The organism is Nostoc punctiforme PCC 73102 (genome assembly GCF_000020025.1).
Classification (GTDB): domain Bacteria; phylum Cyanobacteriota; class Cyanobacteriia; order Cyanobacteriales; family Nostocaceae; genus Nostoc; species Nostoc punctiforme.
In genome coordinates this window covers 4,739,248-4,753,236 of record NC_010628.1, presented here as the reverse complement: position 1 = coordinate 4,753,236, position 13,989 = coordinate 4,739,248, and the positions used below count along the sequence as shown (strand labels likewise).

The following is a 13,989-nucleotide window of genomic DNA, read 5'->3' as shown; positions in this document are numbered from 1 at the left end:
AAACCACAGAGAAAGAATATTATAGATGGGAACTGACCTAATAAAACTGGCGACAAAGCAAGCAGTGAAGCAAAAATTTGCTCAATCAGTGGCTTTCATGCAACAAACAAGAAATTTGTCCCTTTCGTTCTTATCCGGGCATAATATTGTTTCCTACCGCCTGGGGTTGATTTTTTTATTGGTGGTAGGACTTTGTAGTTGTGGTAGTTTAACCTCATCTGGTTTGAATGGGACTAATTTCAAAATTGGTAGCAATGTCACTCCAATTCGAGAAATTAAACCAGAACAAGACAATCAAGCTACAGTTTACATCCAAGGTCAGGTGGAAAAACAAGCTCCCCTGATGAAGCAATGGGCTTATCAAATTAATGACTCGACTGGCAAAATTTGGGTTATCACCAATCAAAAAAATCTAGCGAAGGGAGCGCAAGTGGTGATTAAGGGTAAAATTCGCTACCAAAGCATCCCTTTAGGTGGTAAAGAATTGGGGGAAGTTTATCTAGAAGAAGAGTAATCAGCAATTAAAAATTAATAATATATGAAAAATCAACCGGTGCATGTAGCGATCGCAATTCTCTATCAAGAAAACAAGTTTCTTATGCAACTACGCGACAACATCCCCGGTATTCTCTACCCTGGTTACTGGGCGCTATTTGGCGGTCATATCGAACCTGGTGAAACGCCAAATGTCGCAGTGAAGCGAGAAATTTTAGAAGAAATCGGCTATGAGCTACCGCCCTTTGTGGAATTTGGCTGTTATACCGACGAAAGAGTTGTCCGTCATATCTTTCATGCACCACTATTGGTGGAATTAAATCAACTGGTTTTAAATGAAGGCTGGGATATGGGATTATTGACCCCAGAAGATATTCACCAAGGTAACTGTTATTCGCAAAACGCCCGCGAAGTACGCCCTTTGGGGAATACGCATCGGCAAATTATGTTGGATTTTATGGAGAGAAATCAATCTTAATGGGAATTGGGCATTAGGAGTGCTGAGTGCTGAGTTAAGAGTTAAGAGTTAAGAGTTAGGAGTTAAGAGTTTGTTTATCTCCTTGTCCCCTTGTCTCCCTCATCTCCCCTGCTCCCCTGCTCCCTGCCCCCTGCCCCCTGCCCCCCTGCCTCTTTCCCCACTCCCGCTCCCTAGAAGCCAAAATAAATTTATAACTCTTGTGGAGTCATCACTAATGCAATCAGCAAACAAACTACCGCGATGGTTAACTATAGGATTGGCATTTCCGATTATTATTCTTAACGGTTGGCTATTGATCCAGGTTGTACAGTATTTTCAACCCTTGATCAGCATTATTGCCGCCGCCATCCTACTGGCTTTTGTCTTAAACTATCCAATCCAGTTTCTGCAAGAGCAAGGGGTAAAACGTAACCTAGCGATCGCAGGAGTGTTGCTTTTAACTCTAGTGATTTTAGTGGCTTTAGGCATTACCTTAGTTCCCCTAATTATCCAACAACTCGTTGAGCTAGCCAATATTTTGCCAAGTTGGATTGATTCTGGTACTCAGCAACTCCAAACTTTCCAGGATTGGGCGTTAAGTCAGCAACAGCTTCCCATTAATTTAAGTGGGTTATTTACCCAAGTTTTGGAACGATTATCTAACCAACTTCAGTCTTTCACTGGCAGAATTCTTGGTTTCGCCGTCGATACCATTGGTATTGTTCTCAATGTGTTGCTGGCGGTAGTGTTAACTGTCTATCTAATATTAAACGGCGAACGTCTTTGGGACGGAATATTTCAGTGGTTTCCCCATAACATCGGGTTAAGATTGCGAGAATTACTGCGAGAAGACTTCCACAATTACTTTATCGGTCAAGCAACATTGGGAGCCGTATTAGGAGTGACAATTACACTGGCATTTTTGACGCTGCGAGTTCCCTTGGCTTTACTTTTTGGCATCGGGATTGGTTTGTTTTCTCTCTTTCCCTTTGGGACAGGATTCGGCATTGCCATAGTAAGCCTTTTGGTAGCATTGCAAAACTTTTGGTTAGGGGTTGAAGTCTTAGGTATAGCTGTTGCAATCGACCAAGTTAATTCTAATTTTGTTGCACCTCGAATTCTTGGTAATTTGACTGGTTTAAATCCCGTGTGGGTGGTGATTTCTTTGTTGTTGGGGGCAAAATTGGGAGGAGTGCTAGGTTTGTTAATTGCAATCCCTATTGCCAGTTTTATCAAGGATACAACAGATAGCTGGCGGGCTGGAGAGTTTAATAAGATAGATGATATCGTGTCAGAACCTATTACAGTAACAAGCGAAACAGCAGGAACTTATAGTTAGAATTCAATATCTAAATGAAGAAGAACTGACTAAGAATGTCTCTTCTTTGGTTATTGTTTGTTTTTCTAAACAAGCTCAGAATTTAGGTGAATTGGAATTTCAATAATAAACTCAGTCCCTTTGCCAAAAGTTGATATACATTGCAGATGACCACCGTGTTTTTCCACAACAATCTGATAACTGATAGATAAACCTAATCCAGTTCCTTTACCAACGGGTTTAGTAGTAAAAAAGGGATCAAATAATTGCTTTTGCAAATTTTCTGGAATTCCCGGGCCATTATCGGAAATACGAATAATTACTTGATTTTCATCAGTGAGTTGAGTCCGAATAAAAATTTTTCCTTTATCCCTTACCAATGACGAATGACTAATACTTCGACTACGCTCAGTACAAGTGACTAATGACTCTTCTATAGCATCAATAGCATTCGCCAAAATATTCATAAATACCTGATTGAGTAACCCGGCGTAGCACTCTACTTGGGGAAGATCGCTGTATTCTTTAATTATGTTGATGTTTGCACCTATTTGGTTATTTTGAAGACGACTTTGTAAGATTGTTAGCGTACTATCAATACCTTCATGGATATCAACTAATTTTTTCTCAGATTCATCAAGACGAGAAAAATTTCGTAAAGAAAGAATTATTTGCTCGATTCGCTTGGTACCAACCTCCATAGAGGTGAGAAGACGAGGGAGATCGGTAGTTAAGAAATCCAGTTCAATTTGTGCGATCGCAGTTTTAATATCCGCTTCTGGTTCAGGATAACATTGTTGGTACAATCTAATGAGATTGAGTAGATTTTGACTATATTCGATGGCGTGAACAAGGTTCCCAGCAATAAAGTTGACAGGATTGTTAATTTCGTGTGCAATACCAGCAACAAGTTGTCCTAATGCAGCCATTTTTTCATTCTGAATTAATCGCGTATAGTTTTGCTGAAGATCGCGAAAGCCTGCTTTAGCAACTCTAGATTGTTCCTCTACCTGTTGTAGCTGAACGAGTGTTAATACATGAATTTGGGAGTAGGCTAAGAGTAATTGATGAAAATCGAGCAGCTTATATTTTCCACACGTAGTTTTAACCAAAATTGGCTCATAGGCAATTTGAGGTGGTCGTTGCAAAGTTATCTCAGTAGCTTTAACAATAGACATATCCTCAGAAATGGCTAATATCTCTGTCTGGAAAAACTTGTAAAGAATTTTAATTGGTTTTGTAGAAAATAAAGCCAAACTGTAAGGGTGGCTCATATATTCAAAAAATTTCCGCCGCGAAATCATCCCTACATACTCTTGATTATTATTGAGGATAATTCCTGGTAATAAAGGCTCTTGGTTAAAGAGGATAGATAAATCATTGCCAGGACGTTCTACTTCGATATGAACTTGCCAAGAGAGTAATTCTTGCAAAGTTGACTCTAATCGCAAGTTTGACTCATTAGCATTTGTTGTACCACCAATAGTCAGCATACTCTCATGTGTTGAATGCTGAGGTAATATTTCTGGCAACATTATAAATACCCGTCTCTATAATTTCAAAGTTCATCAATCGTTACAAACTTATCTTTCCCAAATTGCTACACGAAATTCACAGTGTAGATGTGGGAATATAGAGTACTTCAGCGAATCCAACACTTTATATGAGAGTATAGACATTTAGCGGCTTATCATTAGAGGCTATTATCAAGTAAATTTTAATTTAGTACGTTAGTTTAAAGCAATAACGCACCATTTTTTATAGGATATGTTAAGCGCTATAAGCGTATTTTTAGTTGCAAATTATATCAAAATATTCACTTAATACTAAGGTTAAAATATAACCTTTTTTATTAATGTTCTTTTTCTATTTAATATGAAATAATTACATTGAAAGCTTTTTATTAACCTTTCGATAACTTAATCTTTACTTTTTATTATAAAAAAAGTGGTAAAAGCTTTCCTGTAATAGTTTTTAAATTTGCCATTATTTAGTATGGAATCTCATAACCAATTGAGGTTAAACCGTCGCCAGTTTCTGCTACGTTCAGCTATAACCGCAGGTGGAATTATCTCCACCAATTTTGTATCAAAATCAAAAGTTTTTGCTGAAGCGCCTGCAATTATCACCTCAGATAAAATGCGTCCTGCCATACCTTATGGCGTAGCTAGCGGAGATATTTCTAACGAAAGTATTGTCATTTGGAGCCGTAGCGATCGCCCCGCCAAAATGCTCGTAGAATACTCTACCAGCGAATCTTTTAGAAATGTGCAGCGAGTTGTCGGCCCCAATGCTTTACAAAATAGCGACTTTACAGCACGACTTTATCTTAGAAACCTGCCACCAGACCAACAATTATTTTATCGGGTAATCTTCCAAGATTTAGATTATAAAGGCACTTACAGCGCTCCTGTCAAAGGTACTTTCCGAACTCCTCCCAAATCTAGGCGAGATATATTCTTTGTTTGGGGTGGCGACACTGCCGGTCAGGGATGGGGAATTAATCCTGATTTTGGTGGGATGAAAATTTACGAAACCATGCGTCAACTTAATCCCGACTTTTTCATTCACTCTGGCGATAATATTTATGCTGATGGCCCCATTCAATCAGAAGTTAAGCTAGACGATGGCACAATCTGGAAAAACATCACTACACCAGAAAAATCCAAAGTAGCAGAAACTCTGACAGAATTTCGTGGCAACTATATTTACAATTTGTTGGATGAAAACATCAAGCGTTTCAACGCTGAAGTTCCGATATTAGCACAGTGGGACGACCACGAAACAAGAAACAATTGGTATCCTGGACAAATTATCCTTAACGATGACCGTTATACAGTTAAGGATGTTAACTTGCTAACTCAAAGAGCAAGGCAAGCATTTTTGGAATATCTGCCTATTGGTTATACAACCAATGAGCCAGACAAAGCGAGAATTTATCGCTCCTTTAAGCATGGGCCATTATTAGACATCTTCATGCTGGATGAGCGTACCTATCGGGGGCCGAATAGCCCTAATAATCAGCCAGTACCAAGTAAAGACACAGAATTTGCGGGTAGAATACAAATACAATGGTTAAAAAGGCAATTGCTGTCATCAAAAGCAACATGGAAAGTGATTGCTAGTGATATGCCACTGGGATTGATAGTTAGAGACGGTAGTACTGATTTTGAAGCTTGGGCTAACGGAGATGGCCCGGCTTTAGGAAGAGAACTAGAACTTGCCGATTTACTACGATTTATCAAAAATAAGAATATCCAGAATGTTGTTTGGTTAACTGCTGATGTACATTATGCAGCAGCCCACTATTACGACCCCAGCAAAGCACAGTTTACAGACTTTAAGCCTTTTTGGGAGTTTGTCGCCGGGCCTTTGAACTCTGGCACATTTGGCCCAAACCAACTAGAAAATACCTTTGGTCCCCAATTGATATTTCAAAGCCTTCCTCCAGGTACAAAAGCAAATCGTCCCCCAAGTGAAGGTTTGCAATTCTTTGGAGGAGTGAAAATTGATGGAAATACAAAGGTGATGACTGTAACATTGCGTAACTTGGCTGGGGAGACTGTTTACAGTATTGATTTGCCGCCAGAAAAATAAATCATCAAAAGCGTGGCGATATTTAGCCAGTTAGATGGAGTAATTATGCAATTTTTTACTTTGTCTACTGGCTATGCTGTTTTTTTTGTACAGTGACTTTTTATTTGTCGCTATGCCAAATTAATGTCATTGAGGGTGTAAAGCTTGCACTCAAAGAGCATTAAGCTTAGAAGTAGCACCGGGAACTTACAACCTATATCAACACTAATGGTTGCAAGTCTAAAGTGGGTAAGGTTTGACTCGATGACACGAATTTGTCTCAACGTCATTTAATTGGTCAGTGTACAATTATAAATGGCAAAAAGAGAAGTTAATTTAGTTACCTACTATCTTATCAATACTCAGTTAAATTAACTGTTGCATCATGAGTTGTGCAAATAGCCCTGATTGATTTCCTAGTTCAACAAAACTACCCTGTTGCACTACTTTGCCATTTGCAAGTACGTAAATTCGGTCAGCATTTTGAATAGTACTGAGGCGATGAGCGATCGCAACCCTAGTTACCTTTAGCTGTTGTAAACTTTCACTGACAATTGCTTGGGTTCTGTTATCTAAAGCACTAGTCGCCTCATCGAATAGCAAAATCCGGGGTTTCAACACCAACGCCCTAGCAATCAACAGCCGTTGTCGTTGTCCACCAGAAAGATTACTACCTCCTTCACTGACGATTGTATGCATCTGCATCGGCATTGCTGCAACATCATCTGCAAAACCTGCCATCTGGGCTGCTTCCCAAGCTTCGTCCATCGTCACTAAGGCACCACTGGCAATATTCTCGAAAATAGAGGCTGACATCAACCGACTATTTTGCAGTACCACACCCAATTGACGGCGTACAGCATGGACATCCAAAGAAGTTAAGTCTTGCCCGTCATAGTAAATCGTGCCAGATTTCGGGAATTCAAACCCCAAAAGTAACCTCAATAAAGTTGATTTACCGCTGCCAGAAGGGCCGACAATAGCAATAAATTCTCCTGGTTCAGCACGAATGTTGACATCATCCAGCGTCAAGGGGCCATCGTCGCGATAACGGAAAGTTATACGGTCTACAACTAATTTGCCCGATAGCCTACCCGGATCTGCCTGAGCAGAACTAATTTCCGGTTCAGCTTGCAAAATAGGTTGGGCCCGTTGCCACAAGGGTAAAACTTGCAAAACTTCCACAACTGTGCTGCTTAAGCTAGTGGCTCCGTTAATAAACGTGCCAAAAGCAACGTTGAATGCTAAGAAAGTGCCAGTGGATAAACCACCTCCTCCAGGAGTTTGGGATTGGCCAATTAAACTAGTAGCAAACCAGAAGAGGGCAGCAGTGGTTAACACAGGTAATACTTGATTGATTACCGCGAGGCTGTCTTCAATGCCTTGGGTACTCAGCATTAATTTCAGTTGATGCGTATACTGTTTACCCCAGTAGGCAAAGGCGCGGGTTTCAGCTTTGGCGATTCGGAGTTTGGCAACTCCATTAATTAACTGCACCATCACGCCAAAGATTTGTCCTTGCAGCTCTAGTAATGGGCGAACTTTACGAACAATAAGAGTACCAGAGATGATAGTGACGGCAATATTTACAAGTGCCACTGCACAAGCTATGAGAGCTAAGGAAACATTGTAGTAAAATAACAATCCCAGATTCAGGAGTGAGAACAAACTGGAGAAGATTGTTTTTAAGACTGTGTTACCCAGTCGCTGGCGAATTTGAGTAATCGCCGTGACTCTAGAATCCAAGTCACCAACTGAGAAAGAGCGAAAAAAGGAAACCTTCAAATTTAACAATCGATCCCACACTGCGGCTTGGGTGGAGGAATCGGCAAAAGTTTCCAGCCTAATGGTGGCAAACCCAAGGGCTAGTTGAAACAGCGTTCCGCCAAAGGCAGCAGCCACCAAACCAACAGCAATTTGGCTCAACAAGCCTCGATTAGCATCTGGGATCGCTTTGTCGATTAGGATAGCTGTAGCTTGAGGTGTCAGCATTCCTAACAGACTGATGGTAATTCCCATTACTAAAACTATAATTAGTTCTTTGTAATGTCCTTGGAGGGCAAACTGAAGTAAATCAAAAGTTTTCAGCTTTTTATCGGGTAAAGGTCGATAGAATGCGTAGGCAGTCTTAGCTAGGGCTGCTGCTATGTTGGCATCGACAGAGATAGGCGTTCGTTCCCCAGGAACGTAGAGTTTGTAACGTGTATCAGACACTGGTAATAGTGCCACTGGCAGTTTATCGGCAAGCGTAAATGCCAACATCGGCCCGCAATCCTTTTGCCACCAGTTGTCCCGCAACTGAATTCGCCGCACGCGGATACGCGAAGCACGAGCAATCGCTTCTACAGGATCTTGCACTCGATTAGAATCTTCTGAGGCAGCTGGCGGACAAATCTTAATTCCTAATGCTCGTCCCACAGCACCAGCAGCAATTAGTAAGGCTTGGTTTGGGTCAGTTGCATCAAGATTACTACTGAATCCTAAACTATTATTTAGTCTGTCTGACTTTGGCTGTGGCAATACATATGCTAATTCTGCTAACGTTTCTTGCATCACTTGGCTTTCAAGACGTTCCCTGCCTTGAAATCTCAGTAATTCTGCATCCATCTCCTGCCGTTGCAGCAGATTAATGCAGTGGAGGAAGTAAGTTTGTAGTTGGGACAAACCACTTAACAAGGAATCGATATCTTCTATGTCTGCGGTGTTAACACTTTTCAACTCCACAGTGTTATCTGCTTGTAACCACATATTTTCAGCCAAAGGCAACATTCTAGAGGCAGAAGTTAACGGCAGTTGCTCAAACCCCATCCATCTAGCGCGCCCTTGGAAAATTTGCACCCACGATATTTGATGCGACTGGAAGATTTGGTCTTTGACTAAGGAGAACTGGCGGGTTTTTGGCAGCGATGTTGGTGTCGTTGGCGTAGTGATACTAGCAAGTACCGAACCTAATTGAGCAATCCACCGTTCTATCAGAGTTACTACTTCTTTATTAGCGTCCGCAAACAACTGGTTAAAGTCTGCTCTGGATACTTTGAGAATTTCTGTCTCCTCAAGTGACACCGCTAAAATCTCTTGCTGCTTGCCCTGTAAACTTGGTGCAATCGCAAACATCGCCTGTCCGGCTGTGCTACTAAATAAATAGCGACGAGTACCTTCGGGAATGCCATCATTAACTGCGATCGCAAATAGTGCCAAGTAACCAGATTTTACTAGCCAAATTGTCTCCGGATCGTCTAACAGTAGCGATTCATTGCATTGAAAACGATAGTGTTGTCCTTTGAGATTTGCAAAGGATAAGAGGGATGAGGGAGACACGGGGGACAAGGAAGTAATTTCTTCCCCTGCCTCCCCTGCTCCCCCTGCTCCCCCTGCTCCCCCTGCTCCCCCTGCTCCTCTGCTCCCCTGCTCCCCTGCCTCCTCTGTTTCCTCACTGCGAATTAATTGTAAATACGTCCCTTCAACTTGCTGCAATTCTGCATGGCTTCCCCGTTGGACTATCTTGCCGCGATCGAGGACAATAATTTCATCACAATCTCGGATAGTCGAGAGTCGATGCGCCACGATGATGCAAGTGCAGCCGCGCAACCGCAGATTACGACTGACGTTCTTTTCTGTTTCGGCATCCAGGGCACTGGTGGCTTCATCCATAATTAGGATACTGGGATTATTCACCAAAGCACGGGCAATTTCTAGCCGCTGGCGCTGACCACCACTCAAATTAGTAGCGCCTTCCAAAAGGTCAGCATGATAGCCTCCTGGCAGTGAAAGGATGACATCGTGAAGCGCTGCGTCTTGACAAGCCCGGACAAGATGACTGTCAGGTATGGTAGTATCCCAAAGCGTCAAGTTATCTCTGACGCTGCCAGCAAATAACAAAATCTCTTGCTCTACGACAGAAATAGAATTGGCTAGTACCTGGCGAGAAATTTGCTCTCTGGGTTTGCCGTCAAATCGAATTTCTCCCTGCCACGGTTCGTAAAGTCCACATAAAAGTTTGGCAATGGTAGACTTACCAGAACCACTCCCACCCACCAAGGCAACTCGCTGCCCTGGCTTAAGCGAAAGATTAAAATTTTGAATCAGCGGCGGGGCAATTTGGCTATAGCCAAATGTCACATTGCGTAATTCAACATACCCCTGTAATTTAGGCAAGGGGGCAGAGGGGCAGAGGGGCAGAGGGGAAAGATTGCAATTGTCCTCTTTCTCTCCTGCTCCCCTGCTCCCCTGCTCCCCTGCCTCCCTGCCCCCCTGCTCCAATTGCCGGTCAATGGGGTTACGCAAGACATCATCAAGGCGAGTCAGATTACCTTCCATCTCTTGGAGTTCGCTTCCCAGGCTGATGAGATTACTTACTGGGGCGAAAAACCTTTGCGTCATGCCGAGAAAGGCTATTAACATGCCGATGCTCAAGGCTCCATCCATGACTCGCAAACCGCCTACAGCTAAAAGCAGCATGGAAGCGATCGCTGACAGAAAAGATGGTAAAACACCTATAGTCTGGTTTGTTTCTTCTAATTCTTGCTGGGTGTTGATGGCTTTGGCATAGTGACCTCCCCACCGGGAGAAGAAATCTGACTCTAATCCAGATGCTTTTAGCGTCTCTATACTCTGAAGACCAGAAATTTCTACGCCGCGAACTTTTCCCTGTTCTTGGATGAGTTTGATATTGGCATCTACGCGCCGCCCTCTCACCCACTGTAAGGCGGCAAGGTTGATAATGACAAAGGCGATCGCAATTAAAGTTAGTACAACATCATATTGCAGCATCACTATTACATATAGAAATACTGATGCTGCTGCAATTACTGTAGTTGCTAATTCACCCGAAAGCATATCGGCAATGCTGTCGTTGAGTTGCATCCGGCTACTGATTTCCCCAGCATAGCGCTGATCGTAAAAACTAACGGGTAGGCGTAAAATGTGCCATAGGTAGCGACTCTTCATGCCCACAGACAACTTAATTTTCATTTGACGCAAAAACTGCAACTGTAGCAGCGTCAAAAATCCACTGAGTCCGGCTGTGAAGATCATGCCTAAAATTAGCGGACGCAACCACTCATACCGATGCTCAATCAATACGTTATCTACAAATACCTGGGAGAATGCAGGTAGCGCCAGTCCAGGAATTACTAACAAAAATCCTGCCAGCACGCAGTAAAGCAATGCGCCAATGGAGCCTCGCAACCGCGACCACAAAGCTAAGATTGTACTGGGCTTGCGTCCTCCGCGTTGAAACTCTGAACCAGGCTCTAGAACTAGCACCACACCCGTGTAAGCGCCGCTGAATTCTTCTAAGGAGACGATGCGCCGTCCAGTAGCAGGGTCATTGAGATAAACTCGCTGTTTGGTGATTCCTTCTACTACTAAAAAATGGTTAAAGTTCCAAAATACAATGTAGGGAAATTTTAACTGCAACAAGCCAGCTAAGTTGGTTTTAAAGCTTTTAGCGCTGAGTCGATAATTTCTGGCAGCCTTCAAGATATTTAAGGCACTAACTCCATCTCGCGAGACACCGCACGCTTGCCTCAGTTCTGTCAGTGGGACAATGCGATTGTAATAACCGAGAATAATTCCCAAAGCAGCAGCGCCGCATTCTACTACCTCCATTTGCAGCAGAGTAGGAGTATGACACCGCTTGTTTTTACGCAAACGCCCTAATATATTTTGCAGATTTCGCCAGAACATAAAAATATTTTTTAAAACTTGGACTTTGGCTTAATTTAAGCGTTTAAACATAAATTTTTAGTTATTTTTCAACTGACTAAAATTGCTGTATTACACTACTGTTATCTTCGGAATTCTTGATTGTATTGATTGAGCCAAATTAATAAGTAAAAAGGTATATTGCTTTCTCATTTTGCTTAAATGCTTTCTCATTTCAGTAGATTCAGCAAGCAAAAAGACATATTGCTTTCTCATTTTGCCTAAATACTTTCTCATTTCAGTAGATTGCGTATTCATTTTAGTGTTTTCTGAAAATAATTAGATACATTGTTTTCCCAGTACGTCAAAATGCATTCTTATTTAAGTAAATTCCGCACTCTAGTACAGCGTCAAGGTTGATTCGATGGGTAAAATTTTTAATAATTTCTTCCTCAATTCCTCTTATCGCCAATATCAAGAAATGCCACTCCAGGATCTCAGAATCGGCAGGACAAAAGTAATCGGGGCGCGTTCTTCCACGGTGACGATACTGTTGGCGAATGTAATACATACTTGTATTTGAAAGTATTATGTAAGCTCAAACCTTCAATCTGCCGTTGCAGCTTTTAGTTGTAACACTTTTGTTTATGCGTTTGTAACACTTTCGCCAACAGTATCCGGTGACTTGTACTGAGGTAGTAGTTCCATAAGTGACTTTCGTCTGTGGCCCTTGGGAAGAAGACCATTTGTACTCGCTGAAGGTCGAATTGTCTGGTTGCAGTCGCGCAGTAATTAGGATCTGTGGCCCTTGTGACATCAAAGCTTCCACAAATTCCGAATTGCCGACTACACTTAATGCACCTTCTTTAGTCACGGGAAAGGCTGAGACTTCTGTGACAGCACCGATGATGCCACCAAAGCGTTCGCGTTGTACTGTACTAGGTGTGACTTGTAACTTCATCCCTGGTTGAATTTGCTTGCCATCGCCAACGGGAAAAAATGCCACACTCACAGGTTGAGCCGATCGCTTTTGTGCAGCGATCGCTCCTATTGGTGTACCCTGTAAAACAACCTGTCCCGGACTTGCCGAGATTTCTAAAATTCGTCCAGAGTAACTGCTCTTGACTAAGCTGTTGCTCGATAGTTGCAGTGCTAATTGAACAATATTCCGCTGGACTTCCTGAATTTCTTTTTTGCGGGTAGTTACAGTTTCTAAGTCTTGTTGCGCCGCGGTCGCTTCTTTGCTATCTAGTTGTTTTAATTGCGCTTGTAAATCTTTTATTGAGTTCAAATTTTCTAGGTATTGTCGTTGGGCATCTGCTTCCTTGACATCCAGTTGCTTGAGTTGCGATTCGGCTTCATTAATTTGGGTCACAGCATTTAAGTAGTCTTGCTGTGACTGTAGGACTGTATCGCCAGAAATTGCTCCCTCCTGCAATAGCTGCTGGCGGTTGGTCAATCTCTGTTTGAAGGTAGGTAAGAGATCCCGCAGTGCTTGTAAGCTTTGGGTTTGATTGGCGCGATCGCGTTGAATCGAATTTAGCCCTTTCTCTCTTAAAATCGGGGTGAGTTTCTGTACCGCTTGGAGGTTTTGCTGCAAAGATTGGCGTTGCTGTTTAATCGCTTCTTTGTCTGCGTTTTGCCGTTGTCCTTGGACTAAGCTAGCAGCGCTATCTTCTGTTGGTAGTTGCCCTAACTTAGAGCGGACTAGTTGTAGCTGTTTCATCAGTTCGCCTTGGTCTAGCGTCGCCAGCACATCTCCTCTATTTACATAGTCGCCAGCCCGGACGTTGATTGTTCGTAATTTACCTGCGATCGGTGACTGGAATGAGGTAATTGTACTGGGATAGACTATTATTCCAGTACCCGTCACTGTAATTGGGATTCGACCTAAAAAACTCCAAGTCAGCCCCGTTGCCACCAACGAACCACCAGCAACTAGAGGTAGCCACTTTTTCGGGCTGACTACTTGCATAATTTGATCTAGTTCTTCAGGCGAAGAAGCGCGCTCTAAAGCTTCTTTGCGGAATAGGTCGCTTTTTTGATTAATCACCGAATACCGTCCCAATCTCTATGGGAATGAAAACAAAAAACAGTTTTGAGTGATTACAATACTGCTGCTGCAATCACTGGGAGTTGCAACCTAAATAGAAAATATGCAATACAATGGTTGCTTATTTGACAGTACTAATACCCAAATATAGAAGTTCAAATATCATCTCATCTTATGAAAATTCAGAAAACTAGAAATTAAATATCTTTAAAATTTTGATTGTTTTAGATTATGATTTTAATTCTCAGCGAAGAAGCCTTTGCTTATAAATTCAGGAGAAATGCAGCCAAGTTTTTACAGCATTTAAAAAATGGTCTAAAGGTTTAGGGAAAAAACTTTTACTTAAACGTAAATAATCAATCTCTTGTACATTTATACACCCTAGTATAAAACAGAGCTTACAGAACTCGTGATACTCCTTCTAATTCATCCTCATTAATTTCC

Annotated in this window: 7 protein-coding genes and 1 pseudogene; 4 read left to right on the top strand and 4 right to left on the bottom strand. The window is 42.1% G+C overall.

Annotated features, from left to right (window positions below):
- Window positions 1-25: 25 nt before the first annotated feature.
- The 3 genes from NPUN_RS19030 to NPUN_RS19020 all read left to right on the top strand — a co-directional run bounded on the left by NPUN_RS19030 (window position 26) and on the right by NPUN_RS19020 (window position 2,291).
- Window positions 26-514, top strand: a complete 489-nt coding sequence (locus tag NPUN_RS19030) for a hypothetical protein (RefSeq protein WP_012410124.1) — start codon at window positions 26-28, stop codon at window positions 512-514.
- Window positions 515-538: 24 nt separating this feature from the next.
- A complete protein-coding gene (locus NPUN_RS19025; RefSeq protein ID WP_012410123.1) occupies window positions 539-973 on the top strand; it encodes an NUDIX hydrolase in 435 nt (144 codons plus the stop codon).
- A gap of 214 nt (window positions 974-1,187) precedes the next feature.
- Window positions 1,188-2,291, top strand: a complete 1,104-nt coding sequence (locus NPUN_RS19020; protein WP_012410122.1) for an AI-2E family transporter — start codon at window positions 1,188-1,190, stop codon at window positions 2,289-2,291.
- 65 nt (window positions 2,292-2,356) lie between these two features.
- Here NPUN_RS19020 and NPUN_RS19015 read toward each other — a convergent pair whose 3' ends face one another.
- On the bottom strand, window positions 2,357-3,763 hold the full coding sequence (locus tag NPUN_RS19015) for an ATP-binding protein (RefSeq protein WP_041566288.1): 1,407 nt from the start codon (window positions 3,761-3,763) through the stop codon (window positions 2,357-2,359).
- Between the two features lie 502 nt (window positions 3,764-4,265).
- Between NPUN_RS19015 and NPUN_RS19010 the strand changes: the two genes are divergently transcribed.
- Window positions 4,266-5,867, top strand: coding sequence for an alkaline phosphatase D family protein (locus NPUN_RS19010; RefSeq protein ID WP_012410120.1), 1,602 nt, complete (start codon window positions 4,266-4,268; stop codon window positions 5,865-5,867).
- Window positions 5,868-6,212: 345 nt separating this feature from the next.
- Here the strand turns inward: NPUN_RS19010 and NPUN_RS42800 are convergent, their stop codons facing one another.
- The 3 genes and pseudogenes from NPUN_RS42800 to NPUN_RS18995 form a co-directional block, all read right to left on the bottom strand.
- Window positions 6,213-9,164 (bottom strand): NHLP bacteriocin export ABC transporter permease/ATPase subunit, encoded by a 2,952-nt coding sequence (locus NPUN_RS42800; RefSeq protein WP_041566287.1) that lies wholly within the window; start codon window positions 9,162-9,164, stop codon window positions 6,213-6,215.
- Between the two features lie 111 nt (window positions 9,165-9,275).
- Window positions 9,276-11,534, bottom strand: a pseudogene (locus NPUN_RS42795) (NHLP family bacteriocin export ABC transporter peptidase/permease/ATPase subunit); the annotation flags it as partial.
- A 556-nt stretch (window positions 11,535-12,090) separates the two neighbouring features.
- Window positions 12,091-13,545: an NHLP bacteriocin system secretion protein gene (locus tag NPUN_RS18995; RefSeq protein ID WP_012410118.1), complete on the bottom strand. Its 1,455-nt coding sequence runs from the start codon at window positions 13,543-13,545 to the stop codon at window positions 12,091-12,093.
- Between the last annotated feature and the right edge of the window lie 444 nt (window positions 13,546-13,989).

Bases quoted from the DNA above. Each gene is read 5' to 3' on its own strand.
- NPUN_RS19020 (WP_012410122.1), top strand. From the start codon at position 1,188: ATGCAATCAGCAAACAAACTACCGCGATGGTTAACTATAGGATTGGCA.
- NPUN_RS19010 (WP_012410120.1), top strand. From the start codon at position 4,266: ATGGAATCTCATAACCAATTGAGGTTAAACCGTCGCCAGTTTCTGCTA.
- NPUN_RS19015 (WP_041566288.1), bottom strand. From the start codon at position 3,763: ATGCTGACTATTGGTGGTACAACAAATGCTAATGAGTCAAACTTGCGA.
- NPUN_RS19030 (WP_012410124.1), top strand. From the start codon at position 26: ATGGGAACTGACCTAATAAAACTGGCGACAAAGCAAGCAGTGAAGCAA.
- NPUN_RS19025 (WP_012410123.1), top strand. From the start codon at position 539: ATGAAAAATCAACCGGTGCATGTAGCGATCGCAATTCTCTATCAAGAA.